Origin of the sequence: Nocardioides panzhihuensis (assembly GCF_013408335.1) — a bacterium.
Taxonomy (GTDB): Bacteria; Actinomycetota; Actinomycetes; order Propionibacteriales; family Nocardioidaceae; genus Nocardioides; species Nocardioides panzhihuensis.
The window spans coordinates 2,213,425-2,239,323 of sequence record NZ_JACBZR010000001.1 but is presented as its reverse complement, the minus strand read 5'-3'; the positions used below and the strand labels follow the sequence as shown (position 1 = coordinate 2,239,323).

Annotated in this window: 26 protein-coding genes; 15 read left to right on the top strand and 11 right to left on the bottom strand. The window is 69.3% G+C overall.

Annotated features, from left to right (window positions below; genetic code table 11):
- The 3 genes from BJ988_RS10635 to BJ988_RS10625 are packed head-to-tail and all read right to left on the bottom strand — an operon-like array spanning nt 1 to nt 1,578.
- Complete coding sequence (locus BJ988_RS10635) at nt 1–264, bottom strand: BON domain-containing protein (protein WP_179657958.1); 264 nt, start codon at nt 262–264, stop codon at nt 1–3.
- Nucleotides 261–1,004 carry a metallophosphoesterase family protein gene (locus BJ988_RS10630; protein ID WP_179657957.1) on the bottom strand — a complete coding sequence of 248 codons (744 nt, stop codon included), beginning with the start codon at nt 1,002–1,004 and terminating at the stop codon, nt 261–263. The genes BJ988_RS10635 and BJ988_RS10630 overlap by 4 nt, the downstream gene beginning before the upstream one ends.
- Nucleotides 997–1,578, bottom strand: coding sequence for a nucleotidyltransferase family protein (locus BJ988_RS10625; protein WP_179657956.1), 582 nt, complete (start codon nt 1,576–1,578; stop codon nt 997–999). The genes BJ988_RS10630 and BJ988_RS10625 overlap by 8 nt, the downstream gene beginning before the upstream one ends.
- A gap of 71 nt (nt 1,579–1,649) precedes the next feature.
- On the opposite strand from BJ988_RS10625, the gene BJ988_RS10620 reads away from it, so the two are divergent.
- The 12 genes from BJ988_RS10620 (at nt 1,650) to BJ988_RS10565 (ending at nt 12,168) form a co-directional block, all read left to right on the top strand.
- Nucleotides 1,650–2,204 (top strand): TetR family transcriptional regulator, encoded by a 555-nt coding sequence (locus BJ988_RS10620; protein ID WP_179657955.1) that lies wholly within the window; start codon nt 1,650–1,652, stop codon nt 2,202–2,204.
- A 1-nt stretch (nt 2,205) separates the two neighbouring features.
- Nucleotides 2,206–3,438 (top strand): cytochrome P450, encoded by a 1,233-nt coding sequence (locus tag BJ988_RS10615; protein WP_179657954.1) that lies wholly within the window; start codon nt 2,206–2,208, stop codon nt 3,436–3,438.
- On the top strand, nt 3,438–4,226 hold the full coding sequence (locus tag BJ988_RS10610) for an SDR family oxidoreductase (RefSeq protein WP_179657953.1): 789 nt from the start codon (nt 3,438–3,440) through the stop codon (nt 4,224–4,226). Before BJ988_RS10615 ends, BJ988_RS10610 begins: the two co-directional genes overlap by 1 nt.
- Nucleotides 4,223–5,578, top strand: coding sequence for a cytochrome P450 (locus BJ988_RS10605; RefSeq protein ID WP_246321458.1), 1,356 nt, complete (start codon nt 4,223–4,225; stop codon nt 5,576–5,578). The genes BJ988_RS10610 and BJ988_RS10605 overlap by 4 nt, the downstream gene beginning before the upstream one ends.
- Nucleotides 5,575–5,769 carry a ferredoxin gene (locus BJ988_RS10600; RefSeq protein ID WP_179657952.1) on the top strand — a complete coding sequence of 65 codons (195 nt, stop codon included), beginning with the start codon at nt 5,575–5,577 and terminating at the stop codon, nt 5,767–5,769. The genes BJ988_RS10605 and BJ988_RS10600 overlap by 4 nt, the downstream gene beginning before the upstream one ends.
- Before the next feature lies 1 nt (nt 5,770).
- Complete coding sequence (locus BJ988_RS10595; protein ID WP_179657951.1) at nt 5,771–6,439, top strand: nuclear transport factor 2 family protein; 669 nt, start codon at nt 5,771–5,773, stop codon at nt 6,437–6,439.
- Entirely contained in the window at nt 6,436–7,917 is a 1,482-nt protein-coding gene (locus BJ988_RS10590; RefSeq protein ID WP_179657950.1) for an aldehyde dehydrogenase, read from the top strand. Before BJ988_RS10595 ends, BJ988_RS10590 begins: the two co-directional genes overlap by 4 nt.
- Nucleotides 7,914–8,678, top strand: coding sequence for an SDR family oxidoreductase (locus BJ988_RS10585; protein WP_246321457.1), 765 nt, complete (start codon nt 7,914–7,916; stop codon nt 8,676–8,678). Before BJ988_RS10590 ends, BJ988_RS10585 begins: the two co-directional genes overlap by 4 nt.
- Nucleotides 8,675–9,532: an NAD(P)-dependent oxidoreductase gene (locus BJ988_RS10580; protein ID WP_179657949.1), complete on the top strand. Its 858-nt coding sequence runs from the start codon at nt 8,675–8,677 to the stop codon at nt 9,530–9,532. The genes BJ988_RS10585 and BJ988_RS10580 overlap by 4 nt, the downstream gene beginning before the upstream one ends.
- Nucleotides 9,533–9,549: 17 nt before the next feature.
- Nucleotides 9,550–9,999, top strand: a complete 450-nt coding sequence (locus BJ988_RS10575; RefSeq protein WP_218860745.1) for a carboxymuconolactone decarboxylase family protein — start codon at nt 9,550–9,552, stop codon at nt 9,997–9,999.
- Nucleotides 9,996–11,612: an FAD-dependent oxidoreductase gene (locus BJ988_RS10570; RefSeq protein ID WP_179657948.1), complete on the top strand. Its 1,617-nt coding sequence runs from the start codon at nt 9,996–9,998 to the stop codon at nt 11,610–11,612. The genes BJ988_RS10575 and BJ988_RS10570 overlap by 4 nt, the downstream gene beginning before the upstream one ends.
- A gap of 130 nt (nt 11,613–11,742) precedes the next feature.
- The gene (locus tag BJ988_RS10565; RefSeq protein ID WP_179657947.1) at nt 11,743–12,168 is read left to right on the top strand and encodes a nitroreductase/quinone reductase family protein; all 426 of its coding nucleotides are present in this window, start codon (nt 11,743–11,745) and stop codon (nt 12,166–12,168) included.
- 29 nt (nt 12,169–12,197) lie between these two features.
- Here BJ988_RS10565 and BJ988_RS10560 read toward each other — a convergent pair whose 3' ends face one another.
- The 4 genes from BJ988_RS10560 to BJ988_RS10545 are packed head-to-tail and all read right to left on the bottom strand — an operon-like array spanning nt 12,198 to nt 17,852.
- The gene (locus tag BJ988_RS10560; RefSeq protein ID WP_218860743.1) at nt 12,198–13,451 is read right to left on the bottom strand and encodes a hypothetical protein; all 1,254 of its coding nucleotides are present in this window, start codon (nt 13,449–13,451) and stop codon (nt 12,198–12,200) included.
- A gap of 11 nt (nt 13,452–13,462) precedes the next feature.
- Nucleotides 13,463–15,046, bottom strand: a complete 1,584-nt coding sequence (locus tag BJ988_RS10555) for a succinic semialdehyde dehydrogenase (protein WP_179657946.1) — start codon at nt 15,044–15,046, stop codon at nt 13,463–13,465.
- A gap of 12 nt (nt 15,047–15,058) precedes the next feature.
- Nucleotides 15,059–16,687, bottom strand: coding sequence for a GMC family oxidoreductase (locus BJ988_RS10550; protein WP_179657945.1), 1,629 nt, complete (start codon nt 16,685–16,687; stop codon nt 15,059–15,061).
- 1 nt (nt 16,688) lies between these two features.
- Nucleotides 16,689–17,852, bottom strand: a complete 1,164-nt coding sequence (locus BJ988_RS10545) for a steroid 3-ketoacyl-CoA thiolase (protein ID WP_179657944.1) — start codon at nt 17,850–17,852, stop codon at nt 16,689–16,691.
- 230 nt (nt 17,853–18,082) lie between these two features.
- Between BJ988_RS10545 and BJ988_RS31305 the strand changes: the two genes are divergently transcribed.
- On the top strand, nt 18,083–19,306 hold the full coding sequence (locus BJ988_RS31305; protein ID WP_179657943.1) for a cytochrome P450: 1,224 nt from the start codon (nt 18,083–18,085) through the stop codon (nt 19,304–19,306).
- Nucleotides 19,307–19,320: 14 nt separating this feature from the next.
- Here BJ988_RS31305 and BJ988_RS10535 read toward each other — a convergent pair whose 3' ends face one another.
- Both BJ988_RS10535 and BJ988_RS10530 read right to left on the bottom strand, forming a co-directional pair.
- Nucleotides 19,321–19,818: a GNAT family N-acetyltransferase gene (locus tag BJ988_RS10535; RefSeq protein WP_179657942.1), complete on the bottom strand. Its 498-nt coding sequence runs from the start codon at nt 19,816–19,818 to the stop codon at nt 19,321–19,323.
- A 32-nt stretch (nt 19,819–19,850) separates the two neighbouring features.
- On the bottom strand, nt 19,851–20,489 hold the full coding sequence (locus BJ988_RS10530; RefSeq protein ID WP_179657941.1) for a TetR/AcrR family transcriptional regulator: 639 nt from the start codon (nt 20,487–20,489) through the stop codon (nt 19,851–19,853).
- Between the two features lie 101 nt (nt 20,490–20,590).
- Between BJ988_RS10530 and BJ988_RS10525 the strand changes: the two genes are divergently transcribed.
- Both BJ988_RS10525 and BJ988_RS10520 read left to right on the top strand, forming a co-directional pair.
- The gene (locus tag BJ988_RS10525; protein ID WP_179657940.1) at nt 20,591–22,462 is read left to right on the top strand and encodes an acyl-CoA dehydrogenase family protein; all 1,872 of its coding nucleotides are present in this window, start codon (nt 20,591–20,593) and stop codon (nt 22,460–22,462) included.
- 49 nt (nt 22,463–22,511) lie between these two features.
- Nucleotides 22,512–23,570, top strand: a complete 1,059-nt coding sequence (locus tag BJ988_RS10520; protein WP_179657939.1) for an oxygenase MpaB family protein — start codon at nt 22,512–22,514, stop codon at nt 23,568–23,570.
- Nucleotides 23,571–23,661: 91 nt separating this feature from the next.
- On the opposite strand, the gene BJ988_RS10515 is transcribed toward BJ988_RS10520, so the two are convergent.
- Complete coding sequence (locus BJ988_RS10515; RefSeq protein ID WP_179657938.1) at nt 23,662–24,825, bottom strand: thiolase domain-containing protein; 1,164 nt, start codon at nt 24,823–24,825, stop codon at nt 23,662–23,664.
- Nucleotides 24,822–25,892: a thiolase domain-containing protein gene (locus BJ988_RS10510; protein ID WP_179657937.1), complete on the bottom strand. Its 1,071-nt coding sequence runs from the start codon at nt 25,890–25,892 to the stop codon at nt 24,822–24,824. Before BJ988_RS10510 ends, BJ988_RS10515 begins: the two co-directional genes overlap by 4 nt.
- Nucleotides 25,893–25,899: the final 7 nt, after the last annotated feature.

The following is a 25,899-nucleotide window of genomic DNA, read 5'->3' as shown; positions in this document are numbered from 1 at the left end:
TCAGCTGCTCGTCGGTGGGACGATGCGCTCGTGGCCCGGTCCGCCGGGACCGGGCTCGGCGCTGAGCACGATGTGATCGGCGATGTCGAGCCCGGTGTCGTGCTCCCTGATGACGTCGAGCACCATGGCCCGGCGCTTCTCGGTGGCCACCTCGCCGCAGACGACCAGATGGTCCCCGCGTACCTCGAGGTGGATGCCGAGCTCGTGGGTGCGCGGATCGGTCGCGATCGCACACTCGAGGTCTCGGGCGAGCTGCTCGTTCATGCCGACCTCCTGGGGACGACGTCGTAGACGCGGAATGCCGCCTGGATGACGGGCTGGGCGACGTTGCGCACCGGCACTCCCGCGGGGGTGAGGCCCTTCTCGCGTCCGGCGTGGGCGTGGCCGTGGACCGCAAGATCCACTCCCGACTCGTCGATCGCCTCGCCGAGCCGGTAGTTGCCGAGGAAGGGCCAGATCTCCTTCGGCTCGCCGAGCAGGGTGCCGTCCACGGGAGCGAAGTGCGAGAGGGCGACGGTGACGTCAGGCTCCTCGCCGGCCAGATCGTCGAGGGCCCGGCGCAGGACGTCGGCGGTCTCGATGCCGTGCCCCGTGAATGCCTTCATCTCCGGCTCGCCGAAGTCGGCGGCGCAGCGGCCCGAGAAGCCGAGGCAGAAGCCTTTGATGCCGGCGACGCCGAGACGGCCGGCCTTGGTCTCGATGGTGGTCGAGGTGCCCTCGAGGACGGTCATCCCGCGCTCCTCCAGCAGCTGGGCGATGTCACGCTCCTTGCCGGAGTGGTAGTCGTGGTTGCCGAGCACGGTGAGAACGGGCACGTCGGCGGCGCCGAACTCGTCGGCGAACGCCTTCGCCTCGTCGAGCGTCCCGTGCTGGGTGAGGTCACCGGCGACAAGCAGCGCGTCGGCCTCGGCGGAGATCCCGTCGAGCAGTGGCGCGTAGCGGCCACGCAGGTCGTCTGCCAGATGTACGTCACCCACCGCTGCCACGCGAATCGGCTCAGGCATCGCCGCCACCTCCGGCGATGTCGAGCGCGTCCAGCAGACCGACCGCCGACTGCGCGAAGGGGCTTCGCTTCGCCTCCTGGCGCACCAGCCTCCAGTCGATCTGCTCGCGCAGGGCGCGGCCGCAGCCGAGGATCGGCGAGAGATCGCACGCGTGCTCGCTGAGGGCGAGCATGCGCGAGACGATCAGGTCCGTCGCGGACATGACGGGCATGGTCACCGAGTCGACCGGCAGCTCGTCGCACCGCCCGAGCAGGTCCTCGTCGACCGGCCCGGTCGGCAGCCGGTGGATCAGGTCGACGACGACGGTGTCGCGCCCGACCTTCACCAGCCAGTCCTCAGGTGCGGCGACCGCGTCCATCCCGTTCTCGAGCAGCACCTGGACCGCCTTCTCGGCAAGCGACCGGGGCAGGACGAAGTCCACGTCGTGGGTGCTCTCGGGGCCGCCGCGGGTCCACACCGCGTACCCGCCGGCCAGTGCGAACGGGATCTCGGCGGCTTTCAGCGTCGCCCCGACCCGTTTGAGGACCTCGCGTTGTCGCTGGAACTCCTCGCCCAGCACGTCTGTTCTCGACATGGCATTGCGGTACCCAGATCCCGTCCGGATCACCCCTTGCCGAAAACAAGAACGTGTTCTAATCTGGACACGTGTCCAGCGCAACGAGCACCCGCCAGGCAGAGACGGTCGAGCGACTGTTCGCCGCAGGTCTCCAGGAGCTTCGTCAGGCCGGGCACGAGGCACTGACCATCCGGTCTGTGGCCGTGCGGGCCGGAGTCTCCTCGGCGACGGCCTACACCTACCTCGCCTCCAAGAACCATCTCTTCGCCGAGCTCTTCTGGCGTCACCTCGCCGAGATGTCGGCGGTTCGGACGACCGGGTCCAGGGCGGAGCGAGTCCAGGAGGCCGTCCGCGGCCTGACGACCCGGATCGCCGAGGAGCCCGAGCTCGCGGCGGCGGTCACGCCGGCGCTGCTGGGCAGCGACGAGGACGTCGCGCGGCTGCGACTGCGGATCGGAGCGGAGTTCGCCTCTCGGTTCGAGACGGCGCTGGGCAGCGGGGCCGAGGCCGAGGACGCCGTGCGCGAAGCGCTGCTGCTGTCCTTCTCGGGTGCGCTGCTGCAGGCGGGCATGGGCCTGATGACCTACGACGAGATGGCTGACCGGCTCGCCCCGGTCGTGGCTGTGATCGTCCGTGAGGAGTGAGATGACCAGCACCACCACCGAGATCTTCGACCCCTACGACTACGACTTCCACGAGGACCCCTACCCGGTCTACGCCCGGCTTCGCGACGAGGCGCCGCTCTACTACAACGCCACCGATGACTTCTGGGCGCTCTCCCGGCACGCCGACGTGCACGCCGCGCTGAAGGACGACGTCACCTTCTCCAACCGGATGGGGGTCTCGCTCGACGCCAGCGCCTGGAACTCCGACGCCCACCGGGTGATGTCGTTCCTGGCTCTGGACGGCAAGGAGCAGACCCGGCTGCGGAAGCTGGTCTCGGCCGGGTTCACGCCACGGCGCGTACGTGAGCTGGCACCGCGGATCCAGGCGCTCTCCGACCACTACCTCGACGCCCTGGCCACGGTGTGTGCCGAGCAGGGGGAGGCCGACTGGATCGCCGAGCTGGCCGGCAAGCTCCCGATGGACGTGATCTCGGAGATGATGGGCGTCCCGGTCCCCGACCGCGACGAGGTGCGACGGCTGGCTGACCTGGTGGTGCACCGCGAGGACGGCGTACGCGACGTGCCGGAGGCCGGGATGACGGCCGCGCTGGAGCTGATCGGCTACTACGCCGAGATGGTCACGCTGCGGCGCGGCCGGCCCAGCGATGACCTGACCTCGGCGCTGGTCGAGGCGGAGGTCGACGGCGACCGGCTGCTCGACCACGAGGTCATCGCGTTCCTGTTCCTGATGGTCGTCGCCGGCAACGAGACCACCACCAAGCTGCTCGGCAACGCGCTCCACCACCTCGGTGCCCACCCCGCTCAGCTCGCTGAGGTGTTCGCGGACCCGGAGAACCCCACGCTGGTGAGTGCGTGGATCGAGGAGACGCTGCGCCACGACACCTCGAGCCAGATGCTGGCCCGGTACGTCGCCGAGGACGTCGAGCTCCACGGCCGGACCGTCCCGGCCGGGTCGAAGCTGCTCGTCCTGCTCGGCTCGGCCAACCGCGACGAGCGGGTCTTCACCGCACCTGACGTCTTCGACATCCACCGCCCGGCCGACGAGCTGGGCAAGATCATGAGCTTCGGCGTCGGCCGGCACTTCTGTCTCGGCGCCAACCTGGCCCGGCTCGAGGCCCGGGTCGTGCTGGCCGAGCTGGTGCGGCGTACGTCCGGGTTCGTCGTGCACGCCGACCGGGCGGTCCGCGTGCACTCGACCAGCGTGCGTGGTTTCGCCGAGCTGCCCGCCACCTTCGTCCCCATGGGTCGCTGATGACCAGGTCCGAGAAGTACGCACAGCCCGACCGGCGCCCGGCGGTGATCACCGGCGCCTCCTCCGGGATCGGCGCCGAGACGGCGAGGGCGCTGGCCACGGCAGGTTTCCCGGTCGCGCTCGGCGCCCGGCGGCTCGACCGGATCGAGGAGATCGCCGCCGCGATCCGGACCGACGGGGGAGAGGCGGTCGCTCACCCCCTCGACGTGACCTCGGACGACTCGGTGGTCGAGTTCGCCGCGAAGGCGGTCGCCGACCTCGGCGAGGTCGAGGTCCTGGTCAGCAACGCCGGTGTCACTCACCCGGGAGCGACCGTCGATGTCTCCACGGAGACCTTCGGTCACCAGGTCGACATCAACCTGCTCGGTGCCCATCGTGTCCTGCGCGCCTTCGGGCCCGGGATGATCGAGCGGCAGCGCGGCGACCTGGTCTTCCTCTCCTCCGACGTGGCGGTGAAACCGCGACCGTTCATGGGAGCGTACGCAGCCTCCAAGTGGGGCCTGGAGGGCATGGTCAACGCGCTCCAGATGGAGCTGGAGGGCACCGGAGTTCGCGCTTCCATCGTGCGACCCGGCCCCACCCACTCCGACATCGGCAACGAGTGGCCCGCCGATCTCGGCGGGTTCGTGCTGGAGCAGTGGGTCAGGTGGGGACTCGCGCGTCACCCGCACTTCCTCAAGGCTCAGGCGCTGGCCGACGCGATCACGTCGGTCGTGACCGCCAGGCGCGGTGTCCACATCAGCACCATCGACGTCAACCCCGAAGCCCCTGTGCAGGAGGCACGATGACGATCCCCACCGTCTCCATCGTCCTGGACGACCAGGACCCGAGCGTCCCCGAGATCATCCGGGGGACCGGACACCTGCCTGAGATGCGGGTCGACCCGATCTCGCTGTTCACCCGCGTCCGCGAGGAGTGCGGCGACCTCGGGCGCTTCCGGCTCGCCGACAAGGACGTCGTCCTGGTCACCGGGGCCGAGGCCAACGAGGCGTTCTTCCGGGCGCCCGACGACGTGCTCGACCAGGCCGCCGCATACCCGTTCATGACGCCGATCTTCGGCAAGGGCGTGGTCTTCGACGCCTCGCCGGAGGAGCGGCAGCAGATGCTGAAGAACCAGGCGCTGCGCGGCGACATGATGCGCGGTCACGCGCAGACGATCGAGGCCGAGATCCGCCGGATGATCGCCGGTTGGGGCGAGGAGGGCGAGATCGACCTGCTCGACTTCTTCGCCGAGCTGACCATCTACACGACATCCTCGTGCCTGATCGGCAAGCCGTTTCGCGAGGAGCTCGACTCGACCTTCGCCCAGCACTACCACGAGCTGGAGCACGGCACCGACGCCATCGCCTACGTCGACGCGTACGCGGACATCGAGAGCTTCCGGATGCGCGACGCCGCCCGGGAGAGGCTGGTCGAGCTCGTCCAGGCGATCGTCGACAAGCGCGTAGCGCGCGGGAAGGTCGCCAAGGAAGACCGGGATCTGCTCGATGTGCTGATCTCGATCGACATGGACACCGACACCATCACCGGGATCTTCATCTCGATGATGTTCGCCGGGCACCACACCTCGTCGGGCACGGCCTCGTGGGCGATGATCGAGCTGCTGCGCCATCCCGAGATCATGAGCGAGGTCGTCGATGAGCTCGACGAGCTCTACGCCGACGGCAGCGAGGTCTCCTTCCAGGCGCTTCGGTCCATCCCGATGCTCGAGGCGGCGCTGAAGGAAACGCTGCGCCTGCACCCGCCCCTGATCATCCTGATGCGGCTGGTGCGCGAGGACTTCGAGCTGCTCGGCGAGACCATCCCGGCCGGCACCCTGCTCGCCGCCTCACCACGGGTCTCCAACCGGATCGAGGCCGACTTCCCGAAGGCGGGCTCCTTCGACCCGAGCCGCTACATCGACCCGCGCCAGGAGGACATGCAGAACCGGTGGACGTGGATCCCGTTCGGGGCGGGCAAGCACCGCTGCGTCGGCAACGCGTTCGCGATGATGCAGATGAAGGCGATCTTCTCGGTCGTCCTGCGCGACTACTCGTTCGAGGCCGCTCAGCCGCTGGAGTCGTACGCCGACGACTTCACAAAGATGGTGATCCAGCTCCAGCAGCCGTGCAAGGTCCGCTACCGCCGGCGGTCGTCGTGAGACTCACCGCTGACCCGGGGCTCTGCCAGGGACACCAGGAGTGCCTCGCCGAGGCGCCGGAGCTCTTCGCCTTCGACGACGACAGCTACCAGGTCGTCGTACGCATCACCGAACCGTCCGAGGAGCAGCTTTCGGCCGCGCGTGCGGCCGTGAAGTACTGCCCCGCTTTCGCCTTATCACTGGAGGACTGACGTGTCTGATCTGGACCGCGCCGAGATCGAGGGGTTCTGGGCCCACTGGCTCGACCTCAACCGCCAGGCGGAGGCCGACGGCAGCTGGTCGCCGCTGGCCGACGTGTACGCCGAGGATGCGACGTACGGCTGGATGTACACCCCCGACGAGCACTTCATGGCCGTCGGCCGCGACCAGATCCGCGAGTGGGCCCTCGGCACGGAGATGGCCGGGCTCGAGGGCTGGCACTACGACTACCAGGCGACGGTGATCGACGACGTGAACGCCATGGTGGTCGGCTTCTGGCGCCAGCGCGCGGGGATCGTCGACGACGCGACCGGCGAGGAGTACGAGATCCTCGGCATCGGGGGATCGTGGTTCGGGCTCGCCCGGCGCCCCGACGGTGAGGGCCTGGAGTTCGCCTGGCAGCGCGACTGGTTCGACCTCGGCTCCACCGCGACGACCTTCCTGGACATCGTCAAGGCGAAGAAGGCGACCCAGGGGCTCCTGGACCGGATGTCGCTCAACGGCATCGAGCAGCCGGGCCACTACCGGCGCAAGGACCTGCCCAGCACCGTCTGGCCGCCTCCGGTGGCCGACGGGAAGTTCCTCACCCAGAGCACTTCGTCTCTGGCCGCCCCGACAGCAGACATCGTCTCTGGCTGCGCTTCGACAGGAGGTCCCCAGTGACCCGCACCCCCACCAACCCTCCCGCTCAGCAGTACGTCGACGGCAAGCTCGGCGCTGCGAGCAGCGGCGAGACGTACGCCATCCTCAACCCCGCCACGGGGCAGGAGATCGGTCGCGCGCCGGACTCCACGGCGGAGGACATGAACGCCGCGATCGCTGCCGCCCGCCGTGCCTTCGACGAGACCGACTGGTCCACCGACGTGGCCTTCCGGATCCGGTGCCTTCGTCAGCTGCACCAGGCGCTGCTGGACGACGTCGACGCGCTGCGGGAGCTGACCACCGCCGAGGTCGGGGCGCCCGCGTTCCTCGTCGCCGGGCCCCAGCTCGACGCCCCCATCGAGACCTTGAAGTGGGCGACCGATCTGGCCGAGCGCCACGAGTGGGAGCAGGACCTCGGCGTCGGGGTCACCATGGGCGTCTCCTCGAGGCGCACCGTGCGGAAGGAGGCGGTCGGCGTCGTCGCGGCGATCACGCCGTGGAACTTCCCCAACCAGATCAACCTGGCCAAGATCGGCCCGGCGCTCGCCGCCGGCAACACCGTGGTGCTCAAGCCCGCTCCGGACACCCCGTGGGTGGCGGCCGAGCTCGGGCGCCTGGTCGCTGAGCACACCGACATCCCGGCGGGCGTCTTCAACGTGGTGACCCCGCGCAGCAACGAGGTCGCCGCTCTTCTCGCGGAGGACCCCCGTGTGGACCTGGTCTCCTTCACCGGCTCGACCAACACCGGCCGCGGGATCATGGCCGCCGCCGCGCCGTCCCTGAAGAAGGTCTTCCTCGAGCTCGGTGGCAAGTCGGCGGCGATCGTGCTCGACGACGCCGACATCGCCGCCGCTGCCTCGATGGCCGCGTTCTCGGTCGCCGTTCACGCAGGTCAGGGCTGCGCCCTGACCACCCGCCTGCTCGTGCCGCGCGCGTCCTACGACGGAGCCGTCGAGTCGGCGGCCGCGACCATGGCGTCGCTCGGCGCCGGCGACCCCGCCGATCCCGGCACGATCTGCGGCCCGGTGATCTCGGCGGTCCAGCGCGACCGGATCCTCGGCTACCTGGCGCTCGCCGAGGAGGAGGGCGGCACGTTCGCGACCGGCGGAGACGTAGCGGTCAAGGAAGGCGACCTCGCCGGCGGCTTCTGGGTCCAGCCCACCGTCATCGCCGGCCTCGGCAACACCGCCCAGGTCGCCCGCGAGGAGATCTTCGGCCCGGTGCTCACCGTCATCGCCCACGACGGCGACGATGATGCCGTACGCCTAGCCAACGACTCGCCCTACGGCCTCTCCGGCTCGGTCGAGTCCGGGTCGCTGGAGCGTGCGAAGTCGGTGGCGGCCCGGATCCGTACCGGCACCATCGGCGTCAACGGCGGCCAGTGGTTCGGGCCTGACGCTCCCTTCGGCGGCTACAAGCAGTCCGGCCTCGGCCGGGAGATGGGCGTGGCCGGCTTCGAGGAGTACCTGGAGACCAAGCTGATCGCGGAGCCGGCATGAGCACGGGAGAGACCATGAGATTCAAGGACAAGGTCGTCGTCGTCACCGGGGCGGCCCAGGGGATCGGCGAGGCGTACGCCAAGGGGCTTGCCGCCGAGGGGGCCGCTGTCGTCGTCGCCGATCTGAACGAGGAGAAGGGCGAGCGGGTCGCCAAGGAGATCGAGGCGTCCGGCGGACTCGCCAGGTTCGTACTCTGCGACGTCTCCGACCACGAGTCGGCGGCTGCGCTCGTGGCCGAGACGACCGAGGCGTACGGCGGGATCGACGCCCTCATCAACAACGCCGCCATCTACGGCGACATGGCCTTCGACCTGCTGATCACCGTCGACTGGGACTACTACGAGAAGTTCATGAGCGTGAACCTCAACGGAGCCCTGGTGATGACCCGTGCGGTCTACCCGGTGATGCAGCGGCGGGGAGGCGGGGCGATCGTCAACCAGTCCTCGACCGCCGCCTACCTCTACTCCGGCTTCTACGGCCTGGCCAAGGTCGGCATCAACGGCCTGACCCAGCAGCTCGCCCACGAGCTCGGTGGGATGAACATCCGGGTCAACGCGATCGCTCCGGGGCCGACGGACACCGAGGCGACCCGCACCCAGGCCGGTGACGCGGCCAAGGACATGACCAAGCAGATGGCGATCAAGCGCCTCGGCACCACTGAGGACATGGTCGGGACCGCGAAGTTCCTCCTCTCCGAGGAGTCATCGTGGATCTCGGGCCAGATCATCGCCGTCGACGGCGGCGGGACGTTCCGGCTATGACACGCGCCGGGTTCGTCGGGCTGGGCAACATCGGTAAGCCGATGGCGCTCCAGCTCGCCAAGACCGACGGGATCGAGCTGTGGGTCTTCGACGTCGCTCCGGAGCCGGTCGCCGAGCTCGAGTCAGCGGGCGCGAAGGCGGCGGGCTCCGTCGCCGAGCTCGCCGAGACCGTCGATGTGTTGAGCGTGATGGTGCGTGACGACGACCAGGTCCGCGAGGTGCTCACCGAGGCGCTTGCCGCGGCCGGGCGCCGCCCCGGCGAGAACCAGCTGACCGTCATCGTGCACTCCACGGTCGCGCCGGACACCCCCGAGGAGCTGGCCGCGACCGCCGAGCCCCACGGCGTGCACGTCCTCGACGCTCCCGTCTCCGGCGGTCCCATGGGCGCAGCCGATGGGACGCTCGCGATCCTGGTTGGCGGCTCCCCAGAGGCGTACGCAGCTGCGTCGTCGGTCCTGGCGGCGATGGGCTCCAAGGTCGTCCATGCTGGTCCGGTCGGCGCCGGAACGAGGTTCAAGCTGGCACGCAACCTGCTCCACTTCGCCTCCTTCACCGCTGCCACCGAGGCCCAGCGCCTCGCGGAGGCGGCCGGACTGGACCTGGTCGCGCTGGGCGAGGTCGTCCGCCACACCGACGCGATCACTGGCGGACCCGGCGCGATCCTCTACCGCGACTCCACGGCGCCGATCGCCCCGGACGACTTCTGGCATGGCGTCTTCGGCCACGTCGTCGCGCTGGGGGAGAAGGACCTCGGCTTCGCGATCGCGCTCGCCGACGAGCTCGGTGTCGAGGTCCCTCTCGCCCGGCTCGCCCTCGATCGGTTGGCACCCGGCCTCGGGCTCCCCAAGGACTGAGCAAGGAACACGGAAACATGGGAACTGGACATATGGACGAGGGCACCGACAAGTTCGCAGACCTTCCCGGACCGCGAGCCGCAGGGCTGCGCAAGATGGAGGAGGTCTACGGCTTCGACATGGCCGACGGCGAGGGCGACTTCTTCCGCTATACCGCGGATCACCTCTTCGGCGACATCTGGCAGCGCCCGGGCCTGACCACGCGCGACCGGCGGCTCCTGCTGATCGGCCTGCTCGCCGGCCAGGGAGCGGCGGACGTGCTGGGGATCCAGATCCCCGCGGCGTACGCCAACGGCGAGCTCTCCGAGGACGAGCTGCGCGAGATCGTGGTGTTCCTGAGTCACTACGCGGGATGGCCCAACGGTGCCAGGATGAACACGGTCGTCGAGGAGACCATCGGCAAGGCCCGAAGAGAGGCAAAGAGAAGGGCCGAGAAGAAGGCCCAGGGGAAGGCTCAGCGCTCATGACGTACGTCATCACCCAGTCCTGCTGCAACGACGCCTCCTGCGTGGAGGTCTGCCCGGTCGACTGCATCCACCCCGGACCGGACGAGCCCGGGTTCGGCGCCGCCGAGATGCTCTACATCCACCCCGACGAGTGCATCGACTGCGGCGCCTGCGAGGACGCCTGCCCCGTCAACGCGATCTTCCCGGACTACGAGGTCCCTGACGTGTTCGCGCCCTACGTCGACATCAACGCCGCCTTCTTCGAGTTCACCGGCGAGCAGGACGCGCCCGCGCCGCTGCCGCCGCCGGGCCCCAAGATCGCCGGGACCGGTCCGCTCAAGGTGGCCGTCGTAGGGGCCGGGCCGGCCGGTTGGTACGTCGCCGAGGAGCTTGCCGCCACCCGACGCTGCGACGTCGAGATCACCGTCATCGACCGGCTCGCGACGCCCTACGGTCTGGTCCGCTACGGCGTCGCGCCCGACCACCTGGACACCAAGGAGATCGCCTCCGGCTTCGCGAAGACGGCGCGACACCGCCGGGTCCGCACTCGCTACAACGTCGAGGTCGGGCGCGACGTGACCCACGAGGAGCTCCTCGGCGCCCACCATGCTGTCGTCTACACGACCGGCGCCGGCGAGGGCCGCAGCCTCGGCATACCGGGGGAGGACCTGCCGGGCTCGACCTCGGCGGCCGAGCTCGTCGGCTGGTACAACGGGCATCCCGACCGGGCGGCGCTCACCTTCCCGCTGACCCACGAGCGCGCCGTCGTCATCGGCAACGGCAACGTCGCCCTCGACCTCGCCCGCCTGCTGCTCGCCGACGAAGCCACGCTGAACGCCTCCGACCTGGCTCCCGCCGCGCTGGCGGCGCTGGCCGCCAGCGGCATCCGTGAGGTCGTGGTCACCGCCCGGCGCGGGGCGGAGTACGCCGCCTTCACCAGCCCGGAGCTGCGGGCACTGGCCGCCGACCCCGACATCGACGTCCTGGTCGAGGAGGCAGATCTGGCCGGCCTGCCGACCGAGGAGGAGACGACCGAACGCAACGCCGCGACCTTCGCGGCGCTGCAGAAGGCGGAGCTGCTCCGCGACCTGGCCGCCCGACCGCGTACGGACGCCGCGAAGCGGCTCGTTCTCCGCTTCGGCCTGACCCCCACCGAGCTCCTCGGCACCGAGACCGTCACCGGGGTGCGCTTCGACAGCGGTGAGGAGATCGAGGCCGGCCTGGTCGTCCGCGCCACCGGCTACCGCTCCGCGGGCGTCGCCGGCGTCCCGGCCGAAATCGGCACCGGCCGCTTCCTCCACGAGGCCGGCCGGGTGGTCGGGGCCGAGGCGACCTACACCGCGGGCTGGGCGAAACGCGGACCCAACGGCGTGATCGGCACCAACCGGGCCTGCGCCGCCGAGACCGTACGCACCCTCCTGGACGACCACGCCGCGGGCAACCTTCCCGACCCGACCGACGAGCCGCTCGACGACCTGCTGGCCGAGAGGGGCGTGACCGTGGTCGACCAGGCCGGCTGGAACACCCTGGACGCCCACGAGCGTGCATCGGGCGAGGAGACCGGTCGCCCGCGGATGAAGGTGGCCGATCCGGCCGAGCAGCTGCGCATCGCAGCCCCGGTTCACGCGAGGTGAGCCCAGGCCTGAGAAATTTGTAGGGGCCGGTCGACCGGGTATCCCACACGTCGGTGCCACAGTTCGACGCCGGCGCGCTGGGGTCGTCTGCAAGAGTGGGTGAAAACCGATCCTCGGGGAAAGGCACGCCATGTCAGACAGCGAGTTCAAGGACTGGAACCAGTCGATCATCGACGAGTTCCGCGCCAACGACGGCAACGTCACCTCGGTGCCGTTCGGGCGCGGGCTGGTGCTGGTGCACCACACCGGCGCCAAGACGGGCACCGAGCGGGTCTCGCCGGTGGCCAACATCCGTCAGGATCCCGACACCTGGCTGATCGCGGCCTCCAAGGCCGGCGCCGCGGAGAACCCGGCCTGGTATCACAACCTCCTGGCCAACCCGGAGACCAAGATCGAGACGCCCGCGGACGGCGTCGTCGAGGTCCGGGTCAGCGAGCTGACCGGCGCGGAGCGGGACGCCGCCTGGGAGCGCTTCAAGGCGATGAGCCCGGGTTTCGGTGAGTACGAGGCGAAGACCGACCGGGTCATCCCGGTGCTCGCGCTGCACCGCAGATGAGCGACCTCCAGGTCTCAGACAGGTAGGTCTCAGACAGGGGTGATCGGTAGCGACCGGCGCGGCTCGAAGGCGAAGTCCGCGCCGGTGCTGAACCGCACCACCGTGACCTCGGAGGCCTCGGGGACGGGTTCGGGGCGGCGTACGACCTCGGCCCGCCAGCCGTCCTCGCCGGTGTCGCCCAAGGACCTCACCTCGACGTCGAGGTGAGGGTCGAGGGCGTGCACGGCGGCCTGGAGCGGAACGAACCATTCCGGGCCGATCAGGGAGACCCAGGCGCCGTCCTCGTCGGCGGGCGAGGGCCGCACGACCAGCGCGTCGGCATCCATCTCGACCGAGACGTACGCAGCGGGGTTGAGCATCGGGTGGAGCGCGAGCAGTCGCAGGGCGCCTCTGGTGTCCGCCGGCAGCGACAGGGCCCGAGCCAGGCGCGCGCCGGCGATGCCGGCGACGCCGACCAGCTGCTTGCGGCGGATCTCGACGAGCTGGTCGGTCGAGGTGACCCGGGGCTCGAGGGCGAGAGTGAAGCCACGGTCGAGCAGCGCCATCTGCAGGCAGACCTCGTCGGCGATGCGCACCAGCGCGGAGTGGGAGAAGGCGGCGAGGTCGAGGTCGGAGACGAGCGGCCCGGCGTAGTCGGCCGCGCCGTCGTCCGCGGGGTCGATCGGGGTCAGCTCGAGGCTCGCCGCCCGGGAGCGCTCGTTGAGCGCCAGCTCCGGGACCGCGACCGCCTCGGGGTGGGCGTCGTCGATGACCACGGTCCAGCGGCAGTGCGGCGTCCGGCCGGCGGGCGTCCGCGGCGGGCGGTGGACCGGGCGGACCTGCGCGCGCGGGTGGGTCGCGATGGCGGTGGCGTCGAAGGTGGGGTCCTCGATGTCGTGGCACATCCCACGGACGTACTCCTCGCCCATCGGCTCCACGTCCATGAGCGCTCCGCAGTGGTCCAGGTGGAACTCGCCGTGGTGGGCGTCGTGGACGGTGTAGCGGAAGTCCATGAACTGCGGAGGCGCGCCGATGTCGAGCTGGAGGCCCTTGAAGATCGTCTGCACGTCACCGCGACCGGGCACCTCCGGCGCATATCCCAGCGCGGTCTGCATCCGCCGGGTGTAGATCGGCGAGGCGGAGGCCCACTCGACGATCGCGATCCGCAGCATCTCCTCACGGCCGAAGGCGGAGATGCACCAGGCCATCCCTGAGCGGTCGATCAGCTGACCGATCAGGAGGAGCTCGCGGACGGTCTCGGCGAGCTCCTCCCGGGTCAGCTCGGCATAGCGGGACGGAATCAATCCAGAAGGTGTCAACGGATGCGGAGCTTCCGCATCCAGCGCAGCGACGTCTGCATCTGCTTGGCATAGTCGTCGAAGCTCTGCTTGCCCTGCGGCCCCATGACCTGCTTCTTCAGGGTCGCGACGTTCTGGGTCTCGGTGTACTTGAGCAGCCCCTGGTCGCCGTGGCGAGCACCGACGCCGGACTGCTTCATGCCGCCCGACGGGGTCGACTTCGACGCGTAGGCGGTGGCCAGGCCGTCGTTGATGTTGACGTTGCCCGACTCGATCCGGGCCGCGACCGCCTGGGCGCGCTTGAAGTTCGTGGTCCACACCGAGGCGTTGAGCCCGTACTCGGTGTCGTTGGCCAGCTCGATCGCCTCCTCCAGGGTGGAGTAGCGGTGGAGAGAGACGACCGGACCGAAGGTCTCGGTCACCCCGTGGAGCATCTCCTTCGTCGTGCCTTCCAGGATGGTCGGCTCGAAGAAGGTCGGCCCGATGTCGGGGCGCGCCTTGCCGCCGGTCAGAACGGTGGCGCCCTTGGCGACCGCGTCGTCGACGTGCGACTGCACCCGAGCCAGATGGTCGGGGGAGACCAGCGCTCCGAGGTCCGGCCCGAAGGCGTACGCAGCCTCGATCCGCATCGACTCGACGGCGGCGACGAACTTGTCACGGAACTCGTCGTACATCGCCTCGGGGATGTAGATCCGCTCGATGTGCATGCAGATCTGGCCGGTGTTGCCGAAGACGGCGAACATCGAGCCGCCGACCGTCTCGTCGATGTCGGCGTCGTCGAGGACGATCATCGGGTTCTTGCCGCCGAGCTCGAGGCAGGCGCCGATCAGGTTGCGCCCGGCCTGCTCACCGATCACCCGCCCGGTGGCGGTGGATCCGGTGAACATGGCGTAGTCGACGCTGTCCATCAGTGTCGGGCCCACGTCCGGTCCCTCGCCGCAGACGACCTGGAACAGGCCCTTCGGCAGGCCCGCCTCCTCGAGCAGCGAGATCCCGAACAGCGGGGAGAGAGCGGTCTTGTTGTCGGGCTTGAGGAGCACCGCGTTGCCGGCCATGAGCGCCGGGATCGCGTCGGAGAGACCGGTCGCGAACGGGAAGTTCCATGGCGCGATGACGCCGATCAGGCCGCGCGGCGGGTGGCGCTCGATCGAGCTCGACAGCAACGGCATCATCCCGGGCCGCACCTTGTCCTTGAGCAGCTTCGGCGCCCGCTTGAGGTAGTGCGAGATCACCATCGGCGGGTCGCACACCTCCTCGAACGCGATCCGGCGGGCCTTGCCCGACTCGGCCTGGATGAGGTCGGCGATCTTGTGCTGGTTGCGCAGGATCAGCTCGTGGGCCCGCTTGAAGACGGCCAGCCGCTCCGGGAGCGGTGTCGCCGCCCACTTGCGCTGGGCGGCCCGGCCCTCGGCGGCTGCTCGCTCCACATCTGCCGGTGAGGACTGTGGCAGCGCGACCAGCACCTCACCGGTGTAGACCTCGGTCAGCTTCCAGGACGCCCCTGTGGAGGAGGGGACCCGGGAGACCAGCTCGCCCAGCAGCTCCTCGGTGATCCAGTCGGGGCGGCGTACGTCTGCTGTGTTCGCTGTGTCAGTGCTCATGTCTGCTTCCGATCAGCTGTTGTCGGTTCCATCAAGAATGAAGGCTGCGCAGCGGTCACCGATCATGACCGCGGGAGCGTTGGTGTTGCCGCCGATGATCGACGGCATGATCGAGGCGTCGGCGACGCGGAGGCCGTCGATACCGTGTACGCGAAGGCGAGGGTCGACCACGGCCCGCTCGTCGACGCCCATCCGGCAGGAGCCGACGGCGTGGTAGATCGAGGTCGCCCGGTTGGTGACCTCGTCCTTCATCGCCTCGGCGTCGATGGACCTGCCCGGGTGGATCTCCGACTTGACCTGGTCCCCGAAGGCCGGGGAGGCCATGATCTCGCGGATCATCTCGACGCCTTCGAGCAGGACGCGCTTGTCGTCGGGCTCGGCGAGATAGTTGAAGTCGATCAGTGGCTCGGTGGTCGGGTCGGCGCTGCGCAGCCGCAGCGTTCCCCGCGAGCGCGGGTAGATCAGCGACGACATCACCGTCAGCGCGGCCCTCGGGTCGACCGCGTGCCGGATCGGCGCGTCCTGGTTGGGGGAGGGGTAGGCCCAGGGGAGCACGTGCAGCTGCAGGTCGGGTACGTCGGTGGCCAGCGAGGTGCGTACGAAGCCGACCGTCTCGAAGACGGTGTGACCGAGGATCGAGCGGCCGACCGTCTGCTCCCGAAGGACCGCCTTGCCGAAGTAGGCCGCGGTGCCGCGGTGCAGCGCGGTCGGCATCTCCCAGGTGGTCGGCACGAACATGTGGTCGTGCAGGTTGTCGCCGACCGGCAGCTCGTGGACGGCGGTGATCCCGTGCTCGGCCAGGTGGGAGGCAGGCCCGATCCCGGAGAGCATCAGCAGCTGGGGCGAGCCGAACGCTCCCGCGGAGACGACGACCTCCTGGGTGGCCGAGATCGTCTTCGGACCCTGCCTGGTCTGGATCTCGACCCCGGTGGCCCGACCGTTCTCGATGACGATCCTGGAGGCGTGCACCTGGGTCAGCGTGGTCAGGCCGGTCAGTTCCTGGTCGTGGAGGTAGCCACGCGAGGCGGAGTAGCGCAGCCCGTCGACGGCGCTCTGCTGGAACGTCGAGACGCCCTCCTGCTCGGCGGCGTTGTAGTCGTCGAGCACCTTCACGTCGAGGGTCTCGGCAGCGGCGCGCTGGAAGGAGAGCGACGCCTCGGTCGGCCGCGGGTGCTTCATGACCTTGATCGGTCCGCCCGTGCCGCGGTAGTCGGAGCCGCCGCCCTCGTAGTCCTCGATCCTTCGGTACGCCTCGTTGACCGAGTCCGCGTCCCAGCCGGTGTTGCCCTCGGCCGCCCAGGCGTCGTAGTTGGCCCGGTTGCCCCGGACCCACAGCAGGCCGTTGATCGAGGAGGAGCCGCCGAGCACCTTGCCGCGCGGCTGGGGGAGCTCGCGGTTGCGGGCATGCTTCTGGGGGACCGTGTGGTAGCCCCAGTCGACGAGCTTCTTCAGCCGTGGCTCGGCGTGCAGCGGGCCGATCATGCCCGGCTTGGTGACCAGGTAGTTGCGCTTGTCCACCTTCCCGGCCTCGAGGAGGATGACCGACTTGCCGGCCGCGGCCAGACGCCCGGCGACGGCACAGCCGGCGGAGCCGGCGCCCACGACGACGTACTCGGCCTCGGTGACCTTCTCGCGTGCCATGTCAGACCCTCTCGATGATGGTCGCCGTCGCCTGTGCGCCGCCGGCGCACATCGAGACCAAGGCGGTGCTGGCGTCACGGCGTTCAAGCTCATGGAGCGCGGCGGTGAGCAGGCGGGTGCCGGTCGAGCCGACGGGGTGGCCGAGCGCGATCGCGCCGCCGTTGACGTTGATCTTCTCCTCGGGGACCTGGTGCACCTTCGCCCAGGACATGACCACGCCGGCGAAGGCCTCGTTGACCTCGGCGATGTCGATGTCGCCGATCGTCATCCCGGTGTCCTTCAGCGCCTTCTCGGTCGCCTGGACCGGACCGTCGAGGTGGTAGTAGGGGTCGGAGCCGACCAGGTTGGACGTGACGATCCGGGCCCGGGCCTTCAGACCGAGCGATGCCGCGAGCGCCGAATCCATCAGCAGCAGCGCCGAGGCGCCGTCGGAGATCTGCGACGAGGTGCCGGCGGTGTGGGTGCCGCCGTCGAGCACCGGGCTCAGCCCGGCCAGCCTCTCCAGCGAGGTGTCCCGGATGCCCTGGTCCTCGGTGACGGTGCGCACCTCTCCGGTGGGCTTGCCCTCGTCGTCGAGCATGGGGGCCTCGACGGCGAAGATCTGGCTCTGGAAGTGGCCGGCGTCGCGAGCCTGGCGCGCCTTGACCTGTGACCACAGGCCGAACTCGTCGACCTCGTTGCGGGAGAACCCACGGTTCTTCACGATCCGGTCGGCGCCCTCGAACTGGTTGGGCAGATCGATGTTCCAGTCTGCGGGACGCGGGTCACCGGCGCCCTTGGGGACGTTGGCGCCGAGCGGGAGCCGTGACATCGACTCGATGCCGCAGGCGACCCCGACCTTGATCTGGTCGGAGGCGATCATCGCGTTGATCAGATGGGTGGCCTGCTGGGCCGAGGAGCACTGCGCGTCGATGACCGTGGATCCGGTGTGGATCGGCAGCCCGGCGTGGAGCCAGGCACGACGGACCATGTTGTTGGACTGCTCGCCGACCTGGGAGACGCAGCCGCCGATGACCTGATCCACCAGGTCAGGGTCGATCCCGGCGCGCTTGAGCACCTCGACCTGGGCGGCACCGAGCAGCTCGCCCGGGTGGAGCCCGGCGAGCCAGCCCTTGCGCTTGCCGATGGGGGTGCGGACGGCTTCGACGATGACGGGCGTGCCCATGGAACCTCGCTCTTCGGGGGTATCGACAAGTCGCTGGCGCAGGGTTGCGCACCGTCACGCCTGGTGACGTGACTCGGGTTACACTCGATTGTCCCAAATTAGAACGTGTTCTCGTTTGGCGCAACCCTGGTTCACTGAGCCTTGTGTGATGGCGAGCACTGTGTGACGATAAACTAGAACGTGTTACAGAAATACTGAGTTGATAGAACGCCTGCCGAAGGAGCACACCCGTGACCGCTCTCCCCGTGGATTTCGATCCGACTGATCCCGTGCTCAACGAGGAGCGCGTCCCCCTCCGGGAGTTTCTCGAGCTTCGCAAGTCCGCGCCGGTGTGGTGGGTCGAGCAGACGCCGGAGGCTCGTGCTGGGTTCCTCGACACCGGCTTCTGGGCCGTGAGCAAGCACGAGGACATCCTCGCCGTCTCCAAGGACAACGAGAACTTCGGCACGAACGAGAACGGCGTGATCATCCGCTTCGCGCCCGACATGACCCGTGAGCAGGTGGAGCTCCAGCGCGCGATGCTGATCCACCACGACGCGCCCGACCACACCAAGCTGCGCCAGATCATCAGCCGCGGCTTCACCCCGCGGGCGATCAACGCCCTCAAGGACCGCCTGCTCGAGCGGGCCAACACCATCGTCGACGACGCCCTGGCCAAGGGTGAGGGCGACTTCGTCGCAGAGGTCGCCGCCGAGCTCCCGCTCCAGGCGATCGCCGAGCTCCTCGGCGTCCCGCAGGAGGACCGGCGCAAGCTCTTCGACTGGTCCAACCAGATGCTCGCCTACGACGACCCGGACTACAACGCGGACCCCGAGGCCGCCTCGATCGAGATCCTGACCTACGCGATGCAGCTGGCCGCCGAGCGCAAGGCGGACCCCAAGGACGACATCATCTCCAAGCTGGTCAACGCCGAGCTGGAGGGCGGGGCGCTGGGCGATGACGAGTTCGGCTTCTTCGTCATCCTGCTCGCGGTCGCCGGCAACGAGACCACCCGCAACGCGATCTCCCACGGCATGCAGGCCTTCTTCGACCACCCCGACCAGTGGGAGCTGTGGAAGAAGGAGCGCCCCGACACCATGGTCGACGAGGTGATCCGGTGGGCGACCCCGGTGACGGTCTTCCAGCGTACGGCGCTCAACGACGTCGAGGTCGGCGGCCAGCTGGTCAAGAAGGGCCAGCGCGTCGGCATCTTCTACGCCTCGGGCAACCACGACGAGGACGTCTTCGACGACCCGGACACCTTCGACATCACTCGCGAGCACAACCCGCACCTCGCCTTCGGCGGGCACGGCGCGCACTACTGCATCGGCGCCAACCTCGCCCGGATGGAGGTGCGGATCATGTTCGACGCGATCGCCGACCGGATGCCCGACCTCAAGCCGAACGGCACCCCGCGCCGACTGCGGCACGCGTGGATCAACGGCATCAAGGAGATGCCGGTCACCTACTCCTGATCGGCCATCCCGATCTAAGGCAGCTTCACGTTGGAGAAGTGGGGCCGGTGGAACGGATACTCCGCCGGCACCCACTTCCTCAGTGCTTCGTAGACCACCTCGTAGAGCCCCTGCTGGTACGCCTCGGTGGTCACCCACCAGCTGACGTCGACGTCGTACGCAGCCAGCTCCTCGCTGAGCTCCTGCCGGACGCCCAGCGGGTAGAGATAGGCGCACCCGACGTAGCCGAGACCAGGCGTCTCCAGGACGTAGGAGAACGACTTGTTCTCCTTCCACTCGCCCTCGTGCCAGACCAAGTCGATGTAGTCGTCCTCCTCCGACGTCGGCCCCTCCGGCCAGCCGCCGCCCCGCGTCGCGTTGATCAGCTCGCGCTCGGCGTTGATGGCGCGTACGTCGTCGGCCAGACACTCGCGCGACAACGGCCGCGCCGTCAGGTCGCCGTGGGTGAGCACCCGCGGCGCCTCGAACGCGTCTGGGACGACGAGCAGCTTGCACAGTCCTGCGTAGCTCATGGACACGAAGGTTACGGTTGGCGCAGGGCCGGTCAGGCTTCCTCGAACGCGCGGTGGACCGCCCTGCCGATGAAGGTGCCGAGGTCGTCCGGGCCCCAGTCGTTGCTCGTGTCGAGGAGCGAGCGCACCGCCGACTCGCAGGCCGAGAGGAACAGGTCGATCAGGACCGGGAGCTTTCGCTCCAGGTCGGCGGTCTGCCACCAGTCCTCCATGGCGGGCCGGATCCACTCGGTCGCCTCCGTCTGGACACGGGCCTTTGCGGTGCGGAAGCGCTCGGCGATGGCGGGGTCGGGCTCACCGGAGAAGACGATGCGCCAGGTGTCCGGTGCGGCGGCCGCGGCGTTGAGGAGTGCTCGGAAGCCGTCGACGAACGCGCGCTCCGGATCGTCGGGGTCTCCGGCGCTGTGCAGCGCCGTGAGGATCGCGTCGAGCAGGTTGGCCGACTCCCGGTCGAGGAGAGCGTCGACCAGCTCGACCCGGTCTGCGAAGCAGGCGTAGACGACGGGACGGGTCACGCCCATCGCCGTCGCGACAGAGCCGATGGTGACCGCGCCGATGCCGTCCGTGACCGCGATCGTCCGGGCCGCGTCGAGCACCTGGGGGCGCCGGCGCTCGGGGCCCAGGTGGGGGGCGCGCCGGCGCTGCGCATGGTCGGCTGTGGTCGAAGACATACCCCAAGCGTAGGGGATCCACGTAGTTCCTGCACGGGTGTAGCAAATCCCTACACGAGTGTATTAATCTGAGCGGAGTCCCTTCGACACGGAGCGTCCAGATGCAGCTGTTCAACCCGCACAAGCCCGACTTCAGCGAGTTCGATGACGAGACCCGCCGAATCTTCGAGGCGACCATCGACTTCTTCGAGGGCAAGGGCAAGGCGTGGCTGCTTCAGCAGGACCGCGACCGGGTCTGGTTCGAGGAGTTCCTCGACTTCCAGAAGGAGGAGAAGGTCTTCGCCACGCTGCTGACTCCGTCTGCTCTGGCCGACGGCGACCCGAGCAAGCGATGGGACGAGGCCCGCATCACCAAGTACAGCCAGATGCTCGGCTTCTACGGCATGTCCTACTGGTACGTCTGGCAGGTCACGATCCTCGGTCTCGGACCGATCTGGCAGACGCGCGACGAGGGGGTCAAGCGCAAGGCCGCGCAGCTGCTCGACGACGGAGAGATCTTCGCGTTCGGCCTCTCGGAGCGCGAGCACGGCGCAGACGTCTACACCTCCGACATGGTGCTGACCCCCGACGGCGAAGGTGGCTACCGGGCCAACGGCGGCAAGTACTACATCGGCAATGGCAACAAGGCAGGCATGGTGTCGGTCTTCGGCCGCGTCGAAGGTCTCCCGACCGGTCCGAGGACCCAGGACGGCTACGTGTTCTTCGTCGTCGACAGTCAGCACGAGGCGTACAAGCTCCGCAAGAACGTCGTGAACTCGCAGATCTATGTCGCTGCCTTCGACCTCGAGGACTACCCGATCCGCGAGGAAGACATCATCCATGTCGGCTCCGAGGCCTTCGATGCGGCGATCAACACCGTCAACGTAGGCAAGTTCAACATCGGGTTCGGTGCGCTCGGTGCCGCGCAGCACGTCTGGCACGAGGGTCTCACCCATGCTGACAACCGCGTCCTGTTCGACACCAAGGTCACCGACTTCCCGCAGGTGCGGGCCAATTTCACCGAGAGCTGGATCCGTCTGCAGGCCATGGACCTCTACTCGGAACGTGCCGTCGACTACATGCGCTCGGGCACAGCCGAGGACCGTCGCTACCTTCTCTTCGACGCCATCGAGAAGATGACCGTCAGCCGCCAAGGTGCTCGGGTCTACGACCTGATCTCCGACTGCATCGCGGCCCGAGGTTTTGAGAACGACATGTACTTCCCGGTCGGCGCGATCGCCATGATGGGGCTGCCGCGCCTCGAGGGCACCGTCCACGTGAACATGGCTCTGGCCCTCAAGTTCCTGCAGAGCTACCTGTTCAGTCCGACCGACCCGAGCCTGGCCATGCTGGCTGTCCGCAAGCCGGGCAGGCCGAGCCGGGTGCCGGACGCGGCGTTCGCCCCCGCCTTCAGGGCGACGCGCGCAGCCATCCGGGCCGTCCAGCCGCTGGTCGGATCCAGGCTGCTGACCACCACGTCGCCGGCGCTGCCGCCACGTCGCCGCGACACCGCGGACGACACCTACCTGTGGAACCAGGGACCGGCCCAGGGTCTGGGCGAGGTCGTCTTCCACGCCTGGCGCGCCGTGTACGCCGAGTGGGCTCATCTGCCGAACGTGAAGCTCCTGCTCGAGCAGGTGGACGCGTTCCAGGCGCTGCTCGGCACGACCCCGCTGAGCAAGGTGCAGATGCGCGACCTGGACCTCCTGCTGGTCGTCGGCGACATCTTCACCACGGTCGCCTACGGCGACCTCATTCTGCAGCAGGCCAGGATTCGGAGTGTTGACGACGACCTGGTCGACAGCATCTTCGAGGTCCTGGTCGGGGATGTCTCCGCTCACGCGCTGGCGCTGACGCGCAAGCCGTCACTGACCGACGCCCAGGCGAGGGCAGCCAACGCGGTCCAGCGGCGCCCCGCCTTCGATGCCGAACGCACCGCCCGCGTGTGGTCGGACGCGCGCGCCACGGCCGGGACCTACGCGATGAACCCGTGAGCCGGAGCGACCCGTGAGCACCTTCCCGCCAAGCCACAAGGAGCACGAGATGAAGAAGACACGCCGAGAGATCGCGCCGCACGAGGACTACGGATTCTTCGGGCCGGGGTCGATCACTCACAAGGTGTGGGGCTATCCCACGACCCCGCTGATCGGCATCGTGCGCGCGGTGACGATCGAGGAGCTCGATCCCAACCTGCTCGCCGCCGTGCACGACACCGGCGCGAACTACGACCGGCTCGACACGCGCTACGCCCGGACGGTCCAGTACTTCGCCGCAGTGGCGTTCGCGGACAGTCGGACCGTTTCGAAGATGGCGGACGTGCTGGTCAAGATCCACTCCAAGGCGATCGGCATCGAGCCGGTCAGTGGCAACCGGTACGACGCCAACGACCCCGACTCCCAGCTCTGGATCCTCATCACCGGCTGGCATTCGGTCCTCACGGCCTACGAGACGTTCGGGCCGGGCAAGCTCTCCGATGCCGAGGTCGAGCAGTTCTGGGCCGAGTGTGCGGTCGCGGCCGAGTTCCAGACCTGCGATCCCGGCGCGGTGCCGCGCACGCGCGAGGAGGTGCGGGCGTACTTCGAGGCATGGCGCCCGAGGCTCGCCGCGAGCGAGGCAACCCAACGGATGATGCACCACCTGCTGAACGGCGCCAACGCGGTCGTCCCGCGCAAGGGGCTGGCGGGGCTGACGCGCCCGTTCGCGAACGCGCTGATCTGCAAGGCGACGATCGCAACCCTGCCACGGCACATGCGCCGGCTCGCCGACATCCGGCAGTCGCGGATGACGGACGCGGCGGTCACCGTGATCATGAGGGTGATCATGGCGGTCGTCCATCGGAGCCTCCCGCTGCAGCGGTGGATCCTCGGCACCCTCGCTCCGAAGATCCTGCCGATCGTCGAGCCCGTCTGGCAAGGCATCCCGCCCGTGAACCCGGTCGTGCTCACTCCCGCGCAGGCACGGGAGCGCTATGGGTACGTCAAGCCCGCCCAGGCGCACCTGGAGCTGCGTGCGCGTCAGCGGGCACGCGTCTTCGACCACCACCAGGAGCCCAGTGACGAGGGCCTGGTCGAGTCCCAGCCCATGCTCGGGACCCTCGGCTGACCGGGTGAGGCGTTGCGAGCCTGCGGCTCCGGGTCGCTCACAAAGTGTGACCGACCCGGAGCCCGACGCTCGTCAAGGCGGACGCAGGGGGCTAGTTGCTCGGCTGTTCCGATCCCACGACCCACATCGAGAAGAACTGCGAGCCGCCGCCGTAGGCGTGGCCTAGGGCGCGGCGGGCGCCGTCGACCTGGTGCTCGCCGGCCCGGCCCCTGACCTGCAGGGCGGCCTCGGCGAAGCGAAGCATCCCGGAGGCGCCGATGGGGTTGGAGGAGAGCACGCCGCCGCTCATGTTGACCGGCAGGCTCCCGCCGATCGCGGTCTCGCCGGCCTCGGTGAGCTTCCAGCCCGATCCCTCCTCGGCGAAGCCGAGGTTCTCGAGCCACATCGGCTCGAACCAGGCGAACGGCACGTAGATCTCGGCGCAGTCGATCTCGCGCGCCGGGTCGGTGATGCCGGTCGCCTTCCACAGCGCCGCCGCGGCGTCGCGGCCGGCCTGCGGGTTGACCTGGTCGCGCTCGGCCGCCGAGGTGGGCTCCGAGCGCATGACCGTGCCGTGGATCCAGGCCGGCGCGTCGTACGTCTTGGCGACGTCCTCGGCGGCGATCACCATCGCGCAGGCGCCGTCGGAGGAGGGGCAGGTCTCGTCGTAGTGGATCGGGTCCCAGAGCATCTGTGAGGCCAGGACCGACTCGACGGTGGTGCCCTCGTTGTGGAGGTGCGCGTAGGGGTTCTTCAGTGCGTTGTTGCGGTCCTTGGCCGCGACGATCGCACCGATGTGCGACGGGGCGTTGGCGCGGCGGATGTAGGAGCGTACGTGCGGAGCGAAGTAGCCGCCCGCGCCGGCGTGCACGGGCATGACGAACGGGATCGGCACCGAGAGCGCCCACATCGCGTTGGACTCCGACTGCTTCTCGAAGGCCACGGTGAGCACCTTCTTGTGGACGCCCGCCTGCACCAGCGAGGAGGCGACGATGGCGGTCGAGCCGCCCACCGAGCCGGCGGTGTGCACGCGCAGCAGCGGCTTGCCGGCGGCGCCGAGCGCCTCGGCGAGGTAGAGCTCGGGCATCATCACGCCCTCGAACAGGTCCGGTGCCTTGCCGATGACGATGGCGTCGACCTCGTCGAGGGTCAGGCCGGCGTCCTCGAGCGCGCGGTCCATCGCCTCCCGGCACAGCCCGGCCATCGAGACGTCCTCGCGCTTGGCGCGGTGGTGGGTCTGGCCGATCCCGATGACGGCCGCTGGGATCTTGCTCACTTGGCTCTCCCGTTCTCTGCTGCTTCCATCACGCATACGAGGTTCTGCTGCAGGGCCGGCCCGCTGGTCGCGTGGCCGAGCACCTTGTCGGCGCTGCCGTCCCAGATCCGCTTGGCGGCCTCACCGATCCGGACCGCCCCGGCGCTGAACATCGGGTTGGCGGCGAGTGCCCCACCCGAAGGACTGACCTGTACGTCGCCAACCAGCCCGAGCGCGGAGCGCAGGACGAGCTCCTGGTGGCTGAAGGGCGCGTGCAGCTCGGCGACCTGGACGCCGGCGGTGCCGCCCGCGGCCGCGGCGGCCCGCTCGGCCGATCCGGAGACGGTCAGGTCGCGGGTGCCGAGGTGGAGGCCGTCGGAGCTGTGCGCGATCCCGCTGATCCAGGCGGGACGCTCGCGGACGTCACGAGCGCGGTCACCGGCGGCGAGCACGATCGCGGCCGCGCCGTCGGTCACCGGTGCGCAGTCGTGCTTGCGCAGAGGGTCGGCGAACATCGGCCGGGCGAGCAGCTCGCTCACCGAGGAGCCGCCGGCGCGGACGGCGTACTCGTTCTTCTCCGCGTCTGTCAGCGACCGGTTGACGACCTCGGCCAGCGCGGCCTCGTCCCAGAGCCCGGCGTCGAGGCCGAGGCGCGCCTGGAGCGCGGCCAGGGACACGGTGTCGGGCCACAGCGGCGTCATCGTGTAGGGGTCCAGCTGCATCGACAGGGTCCGGCGCAGCACGCCGGCCGACGCCTTGCCGAAGCCGAAGACCAATGCGGTGTCGACCTCGCCGGTCTGGATCTTGATCCAGGCCTCGTAGAGCGCCCAGGCGGCGTCCATCTCCACGTGCGACTCGTTGACCGGTGGCAGCACCCCGATCGCGTCGATCGCGCTCACGAACGAGAACGAGCGACCGGCCAGGTAGTCCGAGGACCCGGAGCACCAGAACCCGATGTCCTTCTTGCTCCAGCCGGTCTGGTCGTAGCACTCGGCCAGGATCGGCACGAGCAGCTCGGCCATGCTCGGCGACCCGTCGAAGTCCTTCATCTGTCGCTGGGCGAACCCGACGACGGCAACGTCTCTCACTGAGCGC